Origin of the sequence: Pseudomonas lactis (genome assembly GCF_001439845.1) — a bacterium.
Taxonomy (GTDB): Bacteria; Pseudomonadota; Gammaproteobacteria; order Pseudomonadales; family Pseudomonadaceae; genus Aquipseudomonas; species Aquipseudomonas lactis.
Window position 1 is genome coordinate 58,382 of record NZ_JYLO01000018.1, and the last position, 17,851, is coordinate 76,232.

The following is a 17,851-nucleotide window of genomic DNA, read 5'->3' on the forward strand; positions in this document are numbered from 1 at the left end:
GCAGGCAAGCCAGCTCCCACAGGGGTTATGCGTCGGGTCAGTGACTGAAGAGTCCAGCCATCGCTTTGAGCCGCTTCTTGTACACCCGCCGCGCCTCCAAAGCCTCCTCGAGACTTACCGCCACAAACCCCGCCCGCTGGTTGGGCTGCATCTGCCCGATCAAGTCCAGGTCGGCGCTGATCACCGTGCCAATCATCGCGTAGCCACCGCCCGACACCGCATCGCGGTGCAGCACAATCGGTTCGAGCCCTGCCGGTACCTGAATCGAGCCAATCGGGTAGCAACTGTCGACGATGTTGGAAGGATCGGAGCCCGCGCCAAACGGCTGTTCCCGTGGCTGGAAGCTCAACGCGCTGCCGCCCTTGAAGCGATAGCCGATGCGATCGGCCTCGGAGCCCACCGTCCATGGCTCGGCAAAAAAGCTGCTTTTGGCCTCGTCAGTCAAACGCTCGTAATACAGCCCCGGCACCACTCGCAATGTCACATCACCACCGACCGAACGCCGCAACGCCATCGGCAAGCTGTTGCCCGCACGCCCGGTACCGCTGGCGGTACCGATCGGCAATTGATCGCCCTCCTGCAAGCGCCGGCCATTAAACCCGCCGAGGGCGCCGAGGGTGTAGGTGGAGCGACTGCCGAGCACCAACGGCACGTCGATACCACCCGCAACGGCGAGGTAGGTGCGTGCGCCGGCCTTGGGAAATTCGAACCGCAGCACCTGCCCGGCGCGCACGGCAAAGGCGGTGTCCTGGTGCACCACTTCACCGTCCAGGCGCGGCGACATCAAGGCGCCGCTCAGGGCCACCAGCGCGTCCTGCTGGAACTCCAGCTCTGGCCCGATCAGCGTGCATTCCAGGCCCGCCGCGCCCACGGGGTTGCCCACCAAGTGGTTGGCCGCACTCAACGCGTATTGGTCCAGCGCCCCCGACGGCGGGATGCCCAAGTGGTAATAACCTTCGCGGCCCAGGTCCTGCACGGAGGTGGCGAGGCCAGGTTTGAGGACCTTGATCATGCCAGCGCCTCCTGCAGGGTTTTCGGATAGCCGATGGGGTCGGCGAGAAAGGCATCCAGGGAAAATTCCACCGGGCGAATGCGTAAATCGAAATGCCCGGCGTCCACCTCGGCGACGGCCCGGTCATAAGCCTCGCGGTCTATCGGCTTGAACTGCACGATATCGCCAGGGCGGAAGAACACCATGTGCGCCTTGAGGTACGCCAACTGCTGCGCCGGGTCGTAGATCGGTGCCGGGGTAACGCCGAACATCTGATAACCGCCCGCCCCTCGCACTGAGTAGATACAGCCAAAGCAGCCGCCATGGCCCAGGGTCAGTTTCGGTGTGTCGGTGCGTGGCCGCAGGTATTTGGGTACCTGCAATTGCCGCTCGCGTTCGACCATCTGGAACATGAACGGCAAGCCCGCGACAAAGCCGACCATCGACACAAACCACGGCGCGCCACTGTGGGCGGCGATGAACGCGTTTACGTCGGCCAAGCCATTGATGCGTGCGGCGTATTCCAGGTCTGTGCCGCTGGGGTCTTGGTGGCGGTCACGAAAGCGCATCAGGGTTTCGTGAGTCCAGGGGTCGTTATAGAGCACCGGGATTTCGATGATGCGCGTGCGCAAGGTGCGCTCGGCCACGGCCTGGGCTTCGGCGCTTTGCACGGCGTCGAGCAGCGCGTGAGGGGCGATGCGGTCGGGGTCGAAGCGAATCTGGAACGATGCATTGGCCAGGCAGACATCCAGTACGCCTTCCAGCGCCAGGCGCTCCACGGCGCGGGTCACCGCCATGCCCTTGAAAAAAGCCTCCAGGGACATGCTGTCGCTGACCTCGGCAAACAGGTGTTCATCACCGCCGAAGCTGTAGCGGATGGGGGACGTTTCAGCCATGTCTGTTCCTCTTGGAATCATTGTAGAAAGGCAGGCAAAAAAGTAAGGGTTGGATCTTATTGGGGTGTTCTGACGTCGATGCCCGCCTGGTCCAGGGCTGCACGGGTGGCCTCCACCAGTTCCAGGGCGCCGGGGGTGTCGCTGTGCAGGCAGATGGAATCGAATTCAATCGCCAGGTCTTCGCCTTCGACGGTACGCACCAGGCCGGCCTGACACGCACGCAAGACCCGCGCGGCCACTGTGGCGGGGTCCAGCGCCCGCACATTGCGGGTAAACACGATGGAGCCGCTCCGGTCGTATTCACGGTCGGCATAGAACTCGCGCACCACCGGTTGCCCCAGTTCCTTGGCAATGCGCCAGATCACCGAGTTGGGCATGCAATACAGCATCAGCGTGGGCTCGATGACTTGCAGGTTTTGCACCAACAGCCGGGCGGCCTCTTCATCGCGGGCCAGGTGCATGTACAGCGCGCCGTGAGGCTTGATGTGTTGCAGGGTCATGCCTTGGGCGCGGGCCATTTCACGCAGGGCACCGAGCTGGTAGAGCATGTCGTCCACCAGTTCCTGAGCCGGTGCGTTGATATGCCGGCGACCGAAACCCACCAGGTCATGGAAGCCTGGGTGCGCGCCAATCGCCACACCCAGTTGCTTGGCGCGCTCGACGGTGCGGCGCATGGTGCCGGGGTCGCCGGCGTGAAAGCCGGTGGCGATATTGGCCGAGCTGATGTAGGCCATCAGCTCTGCGTCGACGCCGTCGCCGATGGTCCAGGGGCCAAAGCTTTCGCCCATGTCTGAATTGAAATCCACTGCCTGCATCGAGGTCGCTCCGCCAAAGGTGATGCCCGCAAAGTAGGCTGGGGCTTGACCCCTTGGGAAGATCTATTATCAGATGGCCCATCTTCTGAAAATCAGATAGCTTTTTATCCTCGCCCCCCGATCGTTCCCACGCTCTGCGTGGGAATGCAGCCATGGACGCTCTGCGTCCGCACTTGAGACCGTGACGCGGAGCGTCACAAGAGGCATTCCCACGCAGAGCGTGGGAACGATCAATAAGCAGAGTGCGATATGTCTTTAACCTTGCGCCAGGTTCGCTATTTCGTCGCCACCGCCGAGATCGGCCAGATATCCCAGGCGGCGATTCACTTGAATATTTCCCAATCGGCGGTGACCACGGCGATCAAGGAGCTGGAAGCCATGCTCGGCGTGCAGTTGTTCGTGCGCTCGGCCCAGGGCATGAACCTCACCGATGCCGGGCGGCATTTTCTCAACCGTGCCTACGTGATTGTGCGCAGCGTGGAGGACGCCCTCAACAGCCCGTTGCCGGACTACCGCGCCAGCGGCGTGCTGCGGGTGGCGGCCAGTTACACGGTGCTGGGTTATTTCCTGCCGCACCATTTGCAGCGCATGGAGCATTGGCATCCGGACGTGACCATCGAGGTGTTCGAACAGGAACGCCAGACCATCGAACAGGGCCTGCTCGACGGCCAGTTCGACATGGCCGTGGTGCTGACCGCCAACCTCACCCACGCGGATATCGTCTCGGAAATTCTGTTCAACTCCGAACGCCGCCTGTGGCTGCCCAGCCATCACCCGTTGTGCGAACGCGGCGCCGTGAGCCTGGCGGACGTGGCCCAAGAACCCTACATTTTGCTCACCGTCGATGAAGCCGAACACAGCGCCATGCGCTACTGGGAACAGGCCGGGCAAACGCCCAAGGTGCGGCTGCGCACCAGCTCAGTGGAGGCGGTGCGCAGCATGGTTGCCAACGGCAGCGGCGTGGCGATCCTGTCAGACCTGGTGCACCGGCCCTGGTCCCTGGAAGGCAAGCGCATCGAAACCCTGACCGTCACCGACCCGGTCACGCCCATGAGCGTCGGCCTGGCCTGGCACCGCGAGCGTGCGTTTACCCCAGCGATGCAAGCGTTCCGGGATTACTTCCACGACGCGTTCCTGGCGCCCCAGCAGCTGTCGGCACGCCGTTAAAGATGAGCTTGCAGGGTGGCGGTCAACCAGTCCATGAACACCCGCACCCGCAACGGCAGATGCCGCTGACCGGCGTACAGCAACGACACATCCAAGGGCGGCGCCTGGTAATCGGGCAGCACCGCCACCAACTCGCCGCTGGCCAACAAGTCGCGTATCCCGAGCTGAGGCACCTGCGTGATGCCAAACCCGCCCAGGCACGCCGACTGATAGGCGTCGGTGCTGTTGACCGTCACCCGGCCTGCCATCGGTAACCGCTGCACCTTGTTGCCCACCAAGTACTCGAACCCGGCCGAGCGTGCGCCCAGTGGCCGCACGTAATGCACCAACTGGTGATGCGCCAGGTCTGCCAGGGTTTCGGGCACGCCATACCGTTGCAGGTACGCCGCGCTCGCGCAGTTGACCATCGGCATGCTGCACACCCGCCGCGCTACCACGGTTTGATCGGGCTGGGCGCCGACGCGCACCACGCAATCAAAACCTTCGGCGATCAGGTCCACCTGGCGGTCCGAACCGCTGATCTCCATGTCGATCAGAGGATGGCGCGCCATGAACGTGGGCAAGTTCGGCAAGATCAAGCCCCGCGCCATGACATTGGGCATGTCCACCCGTATGCGCCCGGCCAATTGGGTTTCGTCCTGACGGAACAACCCTTCCAGCTCCTCCATATGCGCCAGCAGATCCTTGCTGCGCTCATACAACACCCGACCATCCTGGGTCGCCTGCACCTTGCGCGTGGTGCGTTGCAACAGCCGTGCGCCCAGCAACTCCTCCAACGCCTGCACATGCTCGGATACCGTAGAGCGCGGCAAGCCCAGGCTTTGGCCGGCCTGGGTAAAGCTCGACAACTCAGTGACGCGTACGAAGGTGCGCAGCAGCTCAAGCTTGTTCATGTGATTGTTCGCCCTATCCGGCCAGTGATTCCGATATCAGCCTGTTTATCACGTTATGGCCGGACAAATACACTCAATCCCACTAACCCCATTTGAGGACTGCACCATGACCCGTAAAATCGCACTCATCACCGGCGCCAGTCGTGGCCTTGGAAAAAGCGCCGCCCTGCACCTGGCTGCGCAAGGCATCGACATCATCGGCACTTACCACAGCGCAGCGACCGAAGCCCAAGCCGTGATAGCCCAAGTAGAGGCCTTGGGCGGTCGCGCCGCCATGCTGCAACTGGACGTCAGCCAGAGTGAAACCTTCGATGCATTCGTTGGCCAGATCGGCACCCTGCTCAAGGATGTGTTCGCCCAGGATCATTTCAACTTCCTGATCAACAACGCCGGGGTTGGCACCTACGCAAGCTTTGCCGAAACCACCGAAGCCCAGTTCGACCAACTGGTGGCGATCCATGTGAAGGCACCGTTTTTCCTCACGCAAAAACTGCTGCCGCTGATCCGCGATGGCGGGCGCATCATCAATATCTCCAGCGGCTTGGCGCGCTTCAGCCTGCCGGGTTATGCGGCCTACGCGTCCATGAAAGGCGCGGTGGAAGTGTTGTCGCGCTACCAGGCTAAAGAGCTGGGCCCACGGGGTATCACCGTGAACACCCTGGCACCGGGCGCGATTGCCACTGACTTCGGCGGTGGCGAGGTACGCGATAACAATGATGTGAATGCGATGGTGGCCAATAACACTGCTCTTGGCCGAGCCGGCTTGCCGGACGATATTGGCGGCGCGATTTCGATCTTGCTGGCCGATGGCAGCCACTGGATCACCGGCCAGCGGATCGAGGCGTCGGGCGGGATGTTCCTCTAAACGGCGGCCCCCTGTAGGAGCGAGCTTGCTCGCGAAAAACTCAAGAGCGCCGCGTATTTACAGAGGCCCCGCGTTATCGTTAGCGATCTTCGCGAGCAAGCTCGCTCCTACAGTGGGTAGCATTTTTTTCGCTGATTTTTTCCCGAATGACGTCGTAACCCCAGTGGTACACGTAGGTGTAGGGCAGGAAGAACAACAACACGCCAATGTCGAGGATGAAGGCTTCCAACAGGCTGATCTTCATCAAGGCAGCAATCAATGGCACCGCCAGCAGAATCAGGCCGCCTTCAAACAGCAGCGCGTGCAGCACACGGGTCCAACCACCGTTGGCCAGTTGCAGGCGAGCTTTAAGGCGGTCGAACAGGCTGTTGAACACCACGTTCCAGCTCAGTGCCAACAGGCTGATGCCCAAGGTCACTGCGCCCATCTCCAGCGCCGGCCGGCCAGTGACCCACACCAGCAGTGGCGTGCAGATCAATAGGGCCAGCCCTTCGAAACCAAGGGCTTGAAAAACGCGTTCAGTAAGGGATTTGGTAGGGGTCATGACCCGGCTCCGTGAGTGACGATGGTTGCCATGATCAGGCTTTGTCTCGATACTTCATAACCAATAACCATCGATCAAGGCGATAGTCATGGCCTCCCATGAAGTGCTCCAGGCGTTTGTCCAGGCGGCCACCCAAGGCTCGTTTTCCGCGGCGGCGCGCAAGCTGGGCAAGAGCCAGTCCACCGTGAGCGCGGCGGTGGCCAGCCTTGAGATCGACCTGGATGTGGTGCTGTTTGACCGCAGCAGCCGCAAACCGACCCTCACGCCCGCAGGGCAGGTTTTGCTGCAACGGGCTGAGCAAGTGCTGGAAGCCAGTAGCCGCCTGGAGCTGGCGGCCAGTCAGTTATCTCAAGGCCTGGAGCCGAAGTTGAGTATCGCCATGTCCGATACTTATCAGTCTGATCGATTCGAGATCGCCCTCACCGCCTTCGAACGACGCTACCCGGACCTTGAGCTGGAATGCCTGATCGCGGAATGCGAAGACCTGATCGCGCTGGTGCAAAGTGGCCGGGCGCAGATCGCATTTATTGAGAAACAGGAAGTTTACCCGCCCGATCTGACCTTCTCTGCGGTGGAAGAGCGCACGGAGATCGCGCTGTTCGTCTCGCCTAAACACCCGTTGGCGAGCCTGGGCAAGGTTCACCCGCACACGCTGCAACAACACCGGGAGTTGCGCTTGGCGAGCATCATCAGCCCCAATGAAAACCGCGGTAAGCAACGCGTCTGGTCGGCGCCGAGTTACCTGATGCTGATGGAAATGGCGCAGCTGGGGTTTGGCTGGGCACCGATTCCACGCTGGCTGGTGGAGCGCTTTGGCGGCAACCAGTTGGTTGAACTCAAGGTGCGCAGTTGGCCGCGTTCGGTGGCGGTGGATGCGCTGTGGTCGCGGCAACAGCCGCCGGGGCCTGCGGGGAGCTGGTTGCTGGGCAAGATGCTGGAATGAGCCTGTAGGAGCGAGCTTGCTCGCGAAGAACGTCAACGATAACGCGTGCTTCCTGAAGAAACGCGGCGTCGGTGAGTTTTTCGCGAGCAAGCTCGCTCCTACAGGTATTAGGCTTACGCCCTCCTACATTTGGATCGTCACTGTCTGGGGGAATTGAGTTCGGCGAGGCGTCGCGTGATGAAGCGTTTTTCTGGCGCTTGTTGGGTCAGGGACAAAGCTTTTTCGTACGCCCTGCGGGCTTCGTCAAACCGCCCCAACTGCCGGCAAAACTCCCCACGCGCCGAATGCGCCAAGTGGTAGTCCTGCAACTCACCGCGCTGCAAAAGGTTGTCTACCAGCGCCAACCCCGCCAACGGCCCCTGCTCCATCGCCACCGCTACCGCACGGTTCAACTCGATCACCGGCGACGGCACAGCCCTGAGCAACACATCGTAGAGCCCGACAATCTGCCGCCAATCGGTGTGCCCCGCGCTGGGCGCCTCGGCGTGTACGGCGGCAATCGCCGCCTGCAGGCAATACGGTCCAAAGCGCCGCGAGGTAAGCGCCTGCTCCACCAGTGCGCAGCCTTCAGCGATCAAGACCCTGTCCCAAAGCGTACGATCCTGCGCGTCCAACAGCACCAGTTCGCCGCTGGCAGAAGTACGGGCAGGCCGACGCGACTCGTGCAGCAACATCAACGCCAGCAAGCCCATGACTTCCGGCTCGGGCAGCAACTCCAACAGCAAGCGCCCCAGACGAATGGCCTCCAGGGTCAGGTCTTCACGGGTGAGGTCGGCACCCGCCGAGGCCGAATAGCCCTCGTTGAACACCAGGTAAATCACCCGCAGCACACTGTCCAACCGCTCGGGCAATTCGGCCCGGGACGGCACTTGATAGGGAATTTTCGCCTCACGGATCTTGCCCTTGGCGCGCACGATGCGTTGGGCAATGGTGGTGGGCGTGGCAAGAAAAGCGTGAGCGATGGCCTCGGTGCTCAGGTCGCAGATCTCGCGCAGGGTCAGCGCAACCTGGGCATCGGCTGCCAACGCTGGGTGGCAGCAGGTAAACATCAGGCGCAGGCGGTCGTCTTCCACGTCTTCATCACTCCACGGCGCGGCCTCCAGCGCGTTGGCCTGCTCCTCCAATAACGGGGTAAACCGCGACTGCCGCCGCAGGCGGTCGATGGCCTTGAAGCGGCCGGTGGACACCAGCCACGCCCGAGGATTATCCGGCACGCCATCCTAGGGCCAGCGCTGCACGGCGACAAAAAACGCCTCATGCAGCGCCTCCTCGGCCAGGTCGAAATCCCCCAGCACGCGAATCAACGTCGCGAGCACGCGGCGTGATTCGCTGCGGTAAATGGCGTCGATCTGCGCGGTCAATCGGCCATGTCCTCGGTCACCAACTTCACCAGGCGGTCCAGGCTCTGGCCCCAACCGTCATGAAAGCCCATGGCTTCGTGGGCCTGTTTGTCCTCGGCACTCCAGTGCATGGCACGGGCGGTGTAGAGGGTCTTTCCCCCGACCTCCTCAAAGGTGACTTCGGCGCTCATGAACGGCTTGCCCGAAGGCACCCAGCCCGGCATGAACGCGTCGGTAAACACCAGGCGGTTGGGCGCGTCGATCTCCAGGAATACGCCCTGGGTCGGGTATTCGCTGCCATCCGGCGCGCGCATCAAGGTGCGGAACAAGCCGCCGACCCACAGGTTCATCTCGCATTCAGGGGTGGTCATGCCGTGGGGGCCCCACCATTGTTGCAGCAGGGTTGGCTCGGTCCAGGCGCGAAACACCCGGCGGCGCGGCGCATCGATCAAGCGGCTGATGGACAGTTCAAATTGAGCGGGTTGAGTGTTCACGGGGAAACCTCCTCAAGGCTTTTGATTATTGTGTTGAGAGATCCAATTGGCGCACAGGGCGCACTTCCACACTGCCGACCCGGGCCGCCGGAATGCCGCCCGCCACCTGGAGCGCTTCATTGAGGTCCTTGGCGTCGATCAGGTAGAACCCGGCGAGCTGCTCCTTGGTTTCGGCAAACGGCCCATCGGTGATCGACAGCTTGCCGTTGCGCATGCGCACGGTGGTGGCGGTGGTCACCGACTCCAGCGGCTCGGCAGCGAGCATGCGCCCGCTGGCCTGGATGGACTCGGCGTAGGCCAGACATTCCGAGTCATGGGGGCTGTCGGGTGAGGTGTGCAACACCTGTTCGTCGCTGTAGATAAGGCACAGGTATTTCATGGCGTTCTCCGTTTTCGGACTACTGACTATAGTTCGCGGTGCTCAAGGTTTCAGGTCGAACAACGCCGTGCCGCTGTGCATATCAAACGGCGCCGACCAGTGCTCATGCACCACCTTCCATTGGCCATTGATACGCTGGTAGCCGGCGGTTACGCGCATCCAGCAGGCCTTCACCTCACCGTCCGGCCCGGCGCCGCCGCAGTGGGCCAGCCAATGGGCGAATGCGCTGTCTGGCGCTTCGACGACATGCAGTTCATGAAACTCGAAGATGCCGGGCCCGGGGCAGTGCTCCATGCACGCTTCCCAGTGCGCGCGGTAGGCCGCCTTGCCTTTGAATTGCAGGGCGGTTACAGCGTCGAACGAGACGATATCGTCGGCGTAAAAGCTGACAATCTGGTCGATATCACGGCTGACGACGGCGTGTTTCCATTGCTCGATCAAGCTCTTGATTGCAGTGCTCATGGCGATGACTCCTTGGGGTGGACAATCACGGAAGACACCCTTAGTCGAATGGCCTCGAGGGAAATCGACATCCCCCTGAAAAATAATTTCCCGTGGCCCAAACCCGATAAACTGCCCCCTCCCTTGCAGCCGTTCGGATAGCCCGATGCAAACCCGCCTCGTCGCCTACGAGGCGCTGAATGCTGTGCAACAACAGCAAGTCGGCGCCATCGAAGTTCACCCTGAACAACTGCCGTTTTGCGGTGATATGTATTGCGCGCTCAACACTCTGCTCGCCAAGCCAAGCCCTGGGGTCAAGGGCTTTGCGTTGTTGGCCGATGACCTTCCGGTGGCGTTCCTGCTGCTCAAGCGCCCGCCGTGCCTGCCTCATTGGGCCGATGAACACAGCGCCACACTCCACGCGCTACAGGTAGACCGGCATCAGCAGGGGCGTGGATACGGCAAGGCATGTTTGCAGGCACTGCCCGCCCTGGCGCGTGAGGCGTGGCCGCACATCAAGGGGTTGGAGCTATCAGTGGACACCCACAATCGGGCGGCGATGGGGTTGTATCTGGGGGCGGGATGGGTGGATCGCGGCGAGGCGTACAAGGGCCGGGTGGGGTATGAGCGCCGTTTGAGCTTCAGGCTTAATCCATAGCGGCAATGTCACGTAAACATGACTTCCATTCGTGCATGTCCTGTTTACGTGACATCAGGTGCAGTGTCAGCCCCGCTCCCCGATCGGCAACCAGATTTCCACCGTGCCCGTACCCTTCCTGGCATCGAAATCCGCGCTGTAGCGCTCAAAATCCGCGCCCATGACCTTGTAGCCCGAGTGCGGCAGCCATTCGAACATGATGCGTTCGTAGGTTTGCTCAAGCGCCTGCACCGGCCCGTAGTGGGGGAACACGGCATAGTTGAGTGGCGGAATTTCGATCACCTCGAAATTGCTCGGCACGTCCTTCTTGGCCGGGACTTCAACACCTGCCAGGTAATCGAATTCGCCGTGATGCGGGTTATGGCACACCCCGTAGGTCACACCGCCGACGCGCTTCTTGAGGTCCTTGATGCAGGTATCGAACAACTCCCACAGCCGTGGGATATCGCCCACGGTGGCCTTCGAATATCGCCCTTGCACCCCGGCGATCACCAGGGCCTTGCCAGCTTCCAGGCGTAGCTCCAACGGTTTTTTTGTCTGCTGATCCATACGAACAGTCTCCTTCTTATGAGGGAACAAACCCGCATCGAGTATAGGGGCATATCCACCTCGTACTCCATGTAGAAAAATTTTCGACGCATCTGGACAACTGGCCATCATCGCCCGTATTGTCTGCCCCGCAGGCCACCGCAGTGGCCGACGTCGCTCGGACGGTTCCGGGCGCTTACGTACCTCGAGGCAACAATGGCAGACCAAGGTTCGCCGCGCCGCTTTGCGCGCATAGATCGACTCCCCCCCTATGTTTTCAATATCACTGCCGAGCTGAAGATGGCTGCGCGTCGGCGCGGCGAAGACATCATCGACTTGAGCATGGGTAATCCTGACGGCGCCACGCCTCCCCACATCGTGGAGAAAATGGTCACCGTCGCCCAACGTGACGACACCCACGGCTACTCCACCTCCAAAGGTATCCCGCGCCTGCGCCGGGCAATCTCGCGCTGGTACAAGGATCGTTACGCGGTGGATATCGACCCCGAGTCCGAAGCCATCGTGACCATCGGTTCCAAGGAAGGCCTGGCGCACTTGATGCTAGCCACCCTGGACCAGGGCGATACTGTGCTGGTGCCCAACCCCAGCTACCCGATTCATATCTACGGCGCAGTGATCGCCGGCGCCCAGGTACGTTCGGTGCCACTGATACCCGGCGTGGATTTCTTCGCTGAGCTGGAGCGCGCGATTCGCGGCTCGATCCCCAAGCCGAAGATGATGATCCTGGGCTTTCCGTCCAACCCCACCGCGCAGTGCGTGGAACTGGACTTCTTCGAACGGGTGATCGCCCTGGCCAAGCAGTACGACGTACTGGTGGTGCACGACCTGGCCTACGCCGACATCGTCTACGACGGCTGGAAAGCCCCCTCGATCATGCAAGTGCCCGGCGCCAAGGACATTGCGGTGGAGTTTTTCACCCTGTCCAAGAGCTACAACATGGCCGGCTGGCGCATCGGCTTCATGGTGGGCAACCCGGAACTGGTCAACGCCCTGGCGCGCATCAAGAGCTACCACGACTACGGCACCTTCACCCCGCTGCAAGTGGCGGCAATTGCGGCGCTGGAAGGCGACCAACAGTGCGTCAAAGACATCGCCGAGCAGTACCGCCAGCGCCGCAATGTGCTGGTCAAGGGCCTGCATGAGCTGGGCTGGATGGTGGAGAACCCGAAGGCGTCGATGTACGTCTGGGCCAAGATTCCCGAGCAATATGCCGCCATGGGCTCGCTGGAGTTTGCTAAAAAACTGCTATTGGAAGCGAAGGTGTGTGTGTCGCCGGGGATCGGCTTTGGTGAGTATGGCGACGATCATGTGCGCTTTGCGCTGATCGAAAACCAGGACCGGATTCGCCAGGCCGTGCGTGGGATACGCGGCATGTTCAGGGCGGATGGGTTGGTCAGCAAAGCCTGACCTGATCCACCTGAAGAAACCCAATCAATGTGGGAGCTGGCTTGCCTGCGATGCAGACACCTCGGTGTTTCAGATGTACCGAGGTGATGCTATCGCAGGCAAGCCAGCTCCCACATTTGTTTTGCGGTGCCTGTTACACCACCAACGACAGCAACATGATGAAGATCAGCGCCACGATCGACAGAATGGTCTCCATCGCCGTCCAGGTCTTGAACGTCTCGGCCACGGTCATGTTGAAGTACTGCTTGACCAGCCAGAACCCCGCATCGTTGACGTGAGACAGGATCAACGAACCTGCGCCCGTCGCCAGCACCAGCAACTCGCGGTTAACCCCAGGGATCATGCCCACCACCGGCACCACAATGCCCGCACCGGTAATGGTCGCAACCGTCGCTGAACCGGTAGCAATCCGAATCACCGCCGCCACCAGCCACGCCAGCAGGATCGGGTTGATCTGCGCGTTCACCGCCATATGGCCGATCACGTCACCCACACCGCTGGTGACCAGCATCTGCTTGAAGCCACCACCGGCACCGATGATCAGGATGATCGCGGCGGTCGGCGCAAGGCTGGCGTCGAGCAACTTGAGGATCTGCTTGGAGTGGATGCCCTGGCGATGGCCAAAGGTGTACAGCGACAGCAGCAACGCCAGCAGCAAGGCGGTGATCGGGTGACCGATCATGTCCATCCAGTTGCGCACCACGTTGCCTTCGGCAAAGGCGATGTCGGCGAAGGTTTTGAGCAGCATCAGGAACACCGGCAGCAGCACGGTGATCAGGGTGATGCTGAAGCTCGGCAGGTCTTTGTTCTCCGGCTCGCGGGCCAGTTGGTCCACCAGTTCCTGGGACGGGTTGCCCGGGATGTACTTGGCGATGAACGTACCGAAGATCGGGCCGGCGATGATGGCGGTCGGCAGAGCAACGATCAGGCCGTACAGGATGGTCTTGCCGATATCGGCGCCGAACACGCCGATGGCTAGCAGCGGGCCTGGATGCGGTGGCACCAGGCCGTGCACTGCCGACAGACCGGCCAGCAGCGGGATGCCGATCTTGATCAGCGATACACCGGTACGCCGGGCGACGATAAACACCAGCGGGATCAGCAACACAAAGCCGATCTCGAAGAACAGCGGGATGCCCACCAGGAACGCGGCGAACATCATGGCCCACTGGACCTTTTCCTTGCCGAAGGCGCGGATCAGGGTCTGGGCGATCTGATCGGCACCGCCAGACTCGGCCATCATCTTGCCGAGCATCGTGCCCAGCGCGAGGATGATGCCGACAAAGCCGAGCACCCCGCCGAAACCGTCCTGGAACGCCTTGATGATCTTGTCCACGGGCATGCCCGAGGTCAGGCCGAGGAAACCGGCCGCGATGATCAGTGCAATGAACGGGTGCACCTTGAACTTGGTGATCAGTACGATCAACCCGATGATAGTGACTACTGCATCTAGCAGCAGGTAAGACTCGTGGGACATGCCAAACATGGGGGGTCTCTCCTGTTTGTTGTTGTTATTAAAGCGGGTGTTGAACTTCCTGCCGGGGATAGCGCTATCTTTTCCGGCAAAAAATTAATGAGTAGGTTCAAAGCCGTGCTTGTGCCACCAGGTATTGGTCTGCTCGGCCAGTTCCTCGACGCTGTCTTCACTGGCGTTGAGCGCCAGGGTCAGCGGCTCGCCCTTGGGCGATTCAAGGGTGGCGAACTGGCTGTCGATCAGGCTGGCCGGCATGAAATGGCCGGGGCGGTGAGACACGCGGTCGGCGGCGACTTCGCGGGTCAGCTCCAGGAAGACAAAACCCAGGCCCGGCGCGGCTTCGCGCAGGTGGTCACGGTATTTTTTCTTCAGGGCCGAACAGGTCAGTACAGGATGCTCGCCCGCTTTCAACGCGCGGCGCAGTTCATCGCACAGGATATCGAGCCAGCCGGCGCGGTCGTCGTCGTTGAGGGGGTGGCCGGCGCTCATCTTTTCGATGTTCGCGGCAGGGTGAAAGCTGTCGCCTTCAATGGCAGTGGCGCCGTTAAGGGCGCACAGGGCTTGGCTGACGCTGGACTTGCCACAGCCGGAAACACCCATGATGACCAGGGCGGTAACAGGTTGACTCATGAAACACCTCAGGACGCAGATAGCGCTACCTTTGCATAGCGTAAGGCTAGTGCAAAAACAGGCTTTTCCCGCGCCGACTTGTCATTTTTATGGAGTGACGCGTGCATCCGCTCCAATCATTCGAACCGGATCAGGCAACCCTAGGTTCAATAATTTGCAGCCCTTTGGAGACAGCGCTACCTTAGTGCCTCGATTTTTGTTTGGCAAGCCGCCTGATGACCTCCAAGAACGATAAAAATACCCGCACAACGGGCCGCCCTACCCTCAATGAAGTGGCGCGCCTTGCTGGCGTCAGCCCGATCACCGCCTCCCGCGCCCTGCGCGGCATCAGCACGGTGGCCACCGAACTGGTGGAAAAAGTGCAACAGGCCGCCGCCGAACTGAGCTACGTGGTCAACCCCGCCGCCCGCGCCCTGGCCTCGGCGCAAAGCCATTCGGTGGTGGTACTGGTGCCGTCACTCTCCAACCTGCTGTTTATCGAAACCCTGGAAGCCATCCATCAGGTACTGCGGCCCAAGGGCTTTGAAGTACTGATCGGCAACTCCCATTATTCGCGCGATGAAGAAGAAGACCTGCTGCGCAACTACATGGCCTACCAGCCGCGGGGTTTGTTGCTGACCGGCTTTGACCGCACCGAAAGCGCGCGACGAATGGTCGAGGCCAGCAATGTGCCCTGCGTGTACATGATGGATCTGGACCCCAATGCAGGGGTGAACTGCGTGGGCTTCTCGCAACTGGCCGCCGGCCAGACCGCGGCCGCGCACTTGCTGTCCCGGGGTCGCAAGCGCCTGGCCTATATCGGCGCCCAACTGGACCAACGCACCTTGCTGCGTGGCGAAGGCTTTCGCCGCGCCTTGCAACAGGCCGGCCTGTACGACCCGGCGCTGGAATTGCTGACGCCACGCCCGTCCTCCGTGGGCCTGGGTGGCGAACTGTTTTTGCAACTGCTGGCCGCCCACCCGGAGGTGGACGCGATCTTTTTCGGCAACGACGACCTGGCCCAGGGCGCCCTGCTCGAAGCCCTGCGCCACGGCATCAAGGTGCCGGAACGTGTAGCCGTGCTGGGTTTCAACGACCTGCCCGCCTCGTCCTTCATGGTGCCGCGCCTGAGCAGCATCAGCACGCCACGGGAAGCCATCGGGCGCCGAGCGGCGGAGCATCTGCTGACGATCATGGCGGGCAACAAGGTGGCCAAGCCGGTGGTGGATATGGGGTTTGAGTTGCAGGTGCGCGAGAGCACCTGAGCGTCGAGCCGAACACAATCAATGTGGTGCCCACAGAATCAGCGCCTGGCACAGATCCCCTGTGGGAGCGGGCTTGCTCGCGAAGGCGGTGGGTCAATCAATAAATTTTTAACTGAACCACCTGAAACTCAGATTTCCTACGTAATCGTGTAAGAGCAGTCAGAGCGCTGTGGGACGCCTGTAGGAAGTGCCTGACATTGCAGTAAGCGCCTTGCTCCGCTGCCTACGCTTACGTCAGAATCCGCCGGCTTGTGCGCCTCGGTGGCGGTCTCTAAGGTTTGACGGTCGCTGAATTTCTCGGTGATCGGGTTTAGTAGCCCGAGTTCGGTCACTCTAAGTGCATAAGTCTGCCCGCGTTAATGGCGGCTGTGCGTAGGGCACTTTCGGGTGCGCCGGCTTTGAGTGTCCACCGGTCTACTAACCTGCGTACAGTTGCCACCCTCGTTTAGTAGCGATACGGCGGCAGCCCATTCCAGGATGCTCTAATGATCAAACAAATCGATACGCCGCCAACCACCCTCTTCACCCTCATCCCCGATATCTCCACCGAAACCCTACTGGCCAACAGCTACGAAACCGTCTGCTCCGTCAGTACCCTCCTGCTCGACCTGTCCGATGACCTCACCGGCAAACATCGCGATATAGCCCTGGCCATTCATCAATTGAGCGAACTGAGCGTATTGCTGGTGGGCAAGGCCATGGACCAGCACACACCACGCTGCTGAGGCAAAACGCGATCCCTGTGGGAGCTGGCTTGCCTGCGATAGCCATAGGTATCTACACAACTTTGTGGGTTGTAACAGCAGACGGTAACCACGATGCGAAGCGAGTCGCTCTTGATCTTGATCTGCTTTTGATCTTAGGCGCCCCGTTAAACCACGCTGGCCGGAATTCGACAGTGATTTGGGGGGTAACCCGACAGGGATGCCGGTTTAGCCGCCCCGCGCCATGGATGGCGCGTGGCGGCGGCCCCCCAAATCACTGGCGAATTACGGGCACACCGAGCCTAAGCGAGGTGCCGAGTGGTGGGGCAAGAGCGTTTTGCTTACTTTTGCGCTTTTTTTCAAAAGTGAGCCGCCGTTGGGCGGAACCCTAAGTGGCCGTTACCTAAATAATGGATATGTACGCGGTCGAATCCAACATCCTGGTCGGCCGTCAGGCCGTCTTCGCAGGCAAGCCAGCTCCCACATTTGGATCGCGGTGCGTCAGTTAGAACAGCGTCGGCTATCCGGTCGTCACGGGAGCAAGCGCCCTCGCCACAGGTCCAGCGTCGCACCAAAGTTGTGTAGATAGCGGTGTATCAGGCAACATCTTCATTGACTGACACAACGCTATCCCAGGCAAGCCAGCTCCCACATTTTCGACAGTGCCCGCTTCACACCCTCGCGGCCGTGCCCGGCTCCTGTTAGATTGGTCATTCTCCAAATGCCAGGGAAGCACCATGGGTCATTCACTGAAAATCCTGGGCCGTACCTCCTCCATCAACGTGCGCAAAGTACTGTGGACCTGCCAGGAACTGGGCATCGACTATGTGCGCGAAGACTGGGGCATCGGTTTCAAGCCTACCCAATCCCCCGATTTCCTCGCCTTGAACCCCAACGCGCAGGTGCCTGTACTGATCGACGACCATGGCGTGCTATGGGAGTCCAATACCATCTGTCGCTACCTTGTCGGCCTCTATCAGCGCCATGACTTGCTACCCGTTGAGCCTGCCTTGCGTGCACGGGTCGAACAGTGGATGGACTGGCAAGCCACCGAACTCAACCCTTCGTGGGGCTATGCGTTCCACGCACTGGTGCGTCAAAACCCGGACTATCAGGACCCGCAACGCATCCAGGCGGGTGTGCAGGCCTGGAACGACAAGATGGCCTTGCTGGAACAACAGTTGAGCAAGACCGGCGCCTACGTCGCCGGCCAAGAGTTCACCCTCGCTGACATCTTGATCGGCCTTTCGGTACATCGGTGGCAGATGACACCCATGGAGCGGCCACCCTACCCCGCCATCGCGGCGTATTACCAACGCCTCAGCCAGCACGCTGGCTTCAAGACGTTCGCGCTCGACGGCCACAATTAGAGAAGCAGTTGCGCGCTTTAAGCTCCAAGCCCAATAGCGCTTTGGCT

At 61.1% G+C, this 17,851-nt stretch carries 19 protein-coding genes and 1 pseudogene; 8 read left to right on the top strand and 12 right to left on the bottom strand.

Annotation, left to right across the window (positions count from 1 at the left end; translation table 11 throughout):
- Positions 1–37 precede the first annotated feature (37 nt).
- Genes TX24_RS26455 through TX24_RS26465 form a run of 3 tightly spaced genes read right to left on the bottom strand, consistent with a single transcriptional unit; the run spans position 38 to position 2,702 of the window.
- Positions 38–1,012 carry a 5-oxoprolinase subunit C family protein gene (locus TX24_RS26455; protein WP_057711745.1) on the bottom strand — a complete coding sequence of 325 codons (975 nt, stop codon included), beginning with the start codon at positions 1,010–1,012 and terminating at the stop codon, positions 38–40.
- Entirely contained in the window at positions 1,009–1,887 is an 879-nt protein-coding gene (locus TX24_RS26460) for a 5-oxoprolinase subunit B family protein (RefSeq protein ID WP_057711755.1), read from the bottom strand. Before TX24_RS26460 ends, TX24_RS26455 begins: the two co-directional genes overlap by 4 nt.
- A gap of 56 nt (positions 1,888–1,943) precedes the next feature.
- Positions 1,944–2,702 carry a 5-oxoprolinase subunit PxpA gene (locus TX24_RS26465; RefSeq protein ID WP_003193683.1) on the bottom strand — a complete coding sequence of 253 codons (759 nt, stop codon included), beginning with the start codon at positions 2,700–2,702 and terminating at the stop codon, positions 1,944–1,946.
- Between the two features lie 249 nt (positions 2,703–2,951).
- Here TX24_RS26465 and TX24_RS26470 point away from each other — a divergent pair, with 249 nt between their 5' ends.
- On the top strand, positions 2,952–3,869 hold the full coding sequence (locus TX24_RS26470) for a LysR family transcriptional regulator (RefSeq protein ID WP_057711757.1): 918 nt from the start codon (positions 2,952–2,954) through the stop codon (positions 3,867–3,869).
- On the opposite strand, the gene TX24_RS26475 is transcribed toward TX24_RS26470, so the two are convergent.
- Positions 3,866–4,762 carry a LysR family transcriptional regulator gene (locus TX24_RS26475; RefSeq protein WP_034134336.1) on the bottom strand — a complete coding sequence of 299 codons (897 nt, stop codon included), beginning with the start codon at positions 4,760–4,762 and terminating at the stop codon, positions 3,866–3,868. The two genes, TX24_RS26470 and TX24_RS26475, sit on opposite strands and share 4 nt — an antisense overlap.
- Positions 4,763–4,868: 106 nt before the next feature.
- On the opposite strand from TX24_RS26475, the gene TX24_RS26480 reads away from it, so the two are divergent.
- Positions 4,869–5,627 carry an SDR family NAD(P)-dependent oxidoreductase gene (locus TX24_RS26480; protein WP_057711758.1) on the top strand — a complete coding sequence of 253 codons (759 nt, stop codon included), beginning with the start codon at positions 4,869–4,871 and terminating at the stop codon, positions 5,625–5,627.
- Between the two features lie 79 nt (positions 5,628–5,706).
- Here the strand turns inward: TX24_RS26480 and TX24_RS26485 are convergent, their stop codons facing one another.
- On the bottom strand, positions 5,707–6,171 hold the full coding sequence (locus tag TX24_RS26485; RefSeq protein WP_034134337.1) for a multidrug/biocide efflux PACE transporter: 465 nt from the start codon (positions 6,169–6,171) through the stop codon (positions 5,707–5,709).
- 88 nt (positions 6,172–6,259) lie between these two features.
- Between TX24_RS26485 and TX24_RS26490 the strand changes: the two genes are divergently transcribed.
- Positions 6,260–7,114: a LysR family transcriptional regulator gene (locus TX24_RS26490; RefSeq protein WP_057711759.1), complete on the top strand. Its 855-nt coding sequence runs from the start codon at positions 6,260–6,262 to the stop codon at positions 7,112–7,114.
- A gap of 137 nt (positions 7,115–7,251) precedes the next feature.
- Here the strand turns inward: TX24_RS26490 and TX24_RS26495 are convergent.
- The 4 genes and pseudogenes from TX24_RS26495 to TX24_RS26510 all read right to left on the bottom strand — a co-directional run bounded on the left by TX24_RS26495 (position 7,252) and on the right by TX24_RS26510 (position 9,789).
- Positions 7,252–8,475, bottom strand: a pseudogene (locus tag TX24_RS26495) (RNA polymerase sigma factor).
- Complete coding sequence (locus TX24_RS26500; RefSeq protein ID WP_034134338.1) at positions 8,472–8,948, bottom strand: SRPBCC family protein; 477 nt, start codon at positions 8,946–8,948, stop codon at positions 8,472–8,474. The pseudogene TX24_RS26495 and the gene TX24_RS26500 overlap by 4 nt, the downstream one beginning before the upstream one ends.
- A 25-nt stretch (positions 8,949–8,973) precedes the next feature.
- Positions 8,974–9,327, bottom strand: a complete 354-nt coding sequence (locus TX24_RS26505; RefSeq protein ID WP_003193695.1) for a YciI family protein — start codon at positions 9,325–9,327, stop codon at positions 8,974–8,976.
- Positions 9,328–9,369: 42 nt separating this feature from the next.
- On the bottom strand, positions 9,370–9,789 hold the full coding sequence (locus tag TX24_RS26510; protein WP_003193697.1) for a YybH family protein: 420 nt from the start codon (positions 9,787–9,789) through the stop codon (positions 9,370–9,372).
- A gap of 145 nt (positions 9,790–9,934) precedes the next feature.
- Between TX24_RS26510 and TX24_RS26515 the strand changes: the two genes are divergently transcribed.
- Positions 9,935–10,426, top strand: a complete 492-nt coding sequence (locus tag TX24_RS26515; RefSeq protein ID WP_003193698.1) for a GNAT family N-acetyltransferase — start codon at positions 9,935–9,937, stop codon at positions 10,424–10,426.
- Between the two features lie 66 nt (positions 10,427–10,492).
- On the opposite strand, the gene TX24_RS26520 is transcribed toward TX24_RS26515, so the two are convergent.
- Positions 10,493–10,975 (bottom strand): GyrI-like domain-containing protein, encoded by a 483-nt coding sequence (locus TX24_RS26520; RefSeq protein WP_003193700.1) that lies wholly within the window; start codon positions 10,973–10,975, stop codon positions 10,493–10,495.
- 195 nt (positions 10,976–11,170) lie between these two features.
- Between TX24_RS26520 and alaC the strand changes: the two genes are divergently transcribed.
- Complete coding sequence (gene alaC / locus TX24_RS26525) at positions 11,171–12,382, top strand: alanine transaminase (protein ID WP_034134341.1); 1,212 nt, start codon at positions 11,171–11,173, stop codon at positions 12,380–12,382.
- 133 nt (positions 12,383–12,515) lie between these two features.
- Here the strand turns inward: alaC and TX24_RS26530 are convergent, their stop codons facing one another.
- Together TX24_RS26530 and TX24_RS26535 are read right to left on the bottom strand one after the other, a co-directional pair.
- Positions 12,516–13,868, bottom strand: a complete 1,353-nt coding sequence (locus TX24_RS26530) for a GntP family permease (RefSeq protein ID WP_003193703.1) — start codon at positions 13,866–13,868, stop codon at positions 12,516–12,518.
- An 84-nt stretch (positions 13,869–13,952) separates the two neighbouring features.
- Entirely contained in the window at positions 13,953–14,486 is a 534-nt protein-coding gene (locus TX24_RS26535; RefSeq protein ID WP_003193705.1) for a gluconokinase, read from the bottom strand.
- A 212-nt stretch (positions 14,487–14,698) separates the two neighbouring features.
- Between TX24_RS26535 and gntR the strand changes: the two genes are divergently transcribed.
- From gntR to TX24_RS26550, 3 genes are all read left to right on the top strand, one after another.
- The gene (gene gntR, locus TX24_RS26540; protein ID WP_167348434.1) at positions 14,699–15,730 is read left to right on the top strand and encodes an HTH-type transcriptional regulator GntR; all 1,032 of its coding nucleotides are present in this window, start codon (positions 14,699–14,701) and stop codon (positions 15,728–15,730) included.
- Between the two features lie 485 nt (positions 15,731–16,215).
- A complete protein-coding gene (locus tag TX24_RS26545; protein WP_003193708.1) occupies positions 16,216–16,455 on the top strand; it encodes a DUF6124 family protein in 240 nt (79 codons plus the stop codon).
- A gap of 716 nt (positions 16,456–17,171) precedes the next feature.
- Complete coding sequence (locus TX24_RS26550; RefSeq protein ID WP_003193711.1) at positions 17,172–17,804, top strand: glutathione S-transferase family protein; 633 nt, start codon at positions 17,172–17,174, stop codon at positions 17,802–17,804.
- Positions 17,805–17,851 lie beyond the last annotated feature (47 nt).

Excerpts from the sequence above, each read along its gene's own strand:
- TX24_RS26455 (WP_057711745.1), bottom strand. The coding sequence starts at position 1,012 with ATGATCAAGGTCCTCAAACCTGGCCTCGCCACCTCCGTGCAGGACCTG.
- TX24_RS26460 (WP_057711755.1), bottom strand. The coding sequence starts at position 1,887 with ATGGCTGAAACGTCCCCCATCCGCTACAGCTTCGGCGGTGATGAACAC.
- TX24_RS26465 (WP_003193683.1), bottom strand. The coding sequence starts at position 2,702 with ATGCAGGCAGTGGATTTCAATTCAGACATGGGCGAAAGCTTTGGCCCC.
- TX24_RS26470 (WP_057711757.1), top strand. The coding sequence starts at position 2,952 with ATGTCTTTAACCTTGCGCCAGGTTCGCTATTTCGTCGCCACCGCCGAG.
- TX24_RS26475 (WP_034134336.1), bottom strand. The coding sequence starts at position 4,762 with ATGAACAAGCTTGAGCTGCTGCGCACCTTCGTACGCGTCACTGAGTTG.
- TX24_RS26480 (WP_057711758.1), top strand. The coding sequence starts at position 4,869 with ATGACCCGTAAAATCGCACTCATCACCGGCGCCAGTCGTGGCCTTGGA.
- TX24_RS26485 (WP_034134337.1), bottom strand. The coding sequence starts at position 6,171 with ATGACCCCTACCAAATCCCTTACTGAACGCGTTTTTCAAGCCCTTGGT.
- TX24_RS26490 (WP_057711759.1), top strand. The coding sequence starts at position 6,260 with ATGGCCTCCCATGAAGTGCTCCAGGCGTTTGTCCAGGCGGCCACCCAA.
- TX24_RS26505 (WP_003193695.1), bottom strand. The coding sequence starts at position 9,327 with ATGAAATACCTGTGCCTTATCTACAGCGACGAACAGGTGTTGCACACC.
- TX24_RS26510 (WP_003193697.1), bottom strand. The coding sequence starts at position 9,789 with ATGAGCACTGCAATCAAGAGCTTGATCGAGCAATGGAAACACGCCGTC.
- TX24_RS26515 (WP_003193698.1), top strand. The coding sequence starts at position 9,935 with ATGCAAACCCGCCTCGTCGCCTACGAGGCGCTGAATGCTGTGCAACAA.
- TX24_RS26520 (WP_003193700.1), bottom strand. The coding sequence starts at position 10,975 with ATGGATCAGCAGACAAAAAAACCGTTGGAGCTACGCCTGGAAGCTGGC.
- alaC (WP_034134341.1), top strand. The coding sequence starts at position 11,171 with ATGGCAGACCAAGGTTCGCCGCGCCGCTTTGCGCGCATAGATCGACTC.
- TX24_RS26530 (WP_003193703.1), bottom strand. The coding sequence starts at position 13,868 with ATGTTTGGCATGTCCCACGAGTCTTACCTGCTGCTAGATGCAGTAGTC.
- TX24_RS26535 (WP_003193705.1), bottom strand. The coding sequence starts at position 14,486 with ATGAGTCAACCTGTTACCGCCCTGGTCATCATGGGTGTTTCCGGCTGT.
- TX24_RS26545 (WP_003193708.1), top strand. The coding sequence starts at position 16,216 with ATGATCAAACAAATCGATACGCCGCCAACCACCCTCTTCACCCTCATC.
- TX24_RS26550 (WP_003193711.1), top strand. The coding sequence starts at position 17,172 with ATGGGTCATTCACTGAAAATCCTGGGCCGTACCTCCTCCATCAACGTG.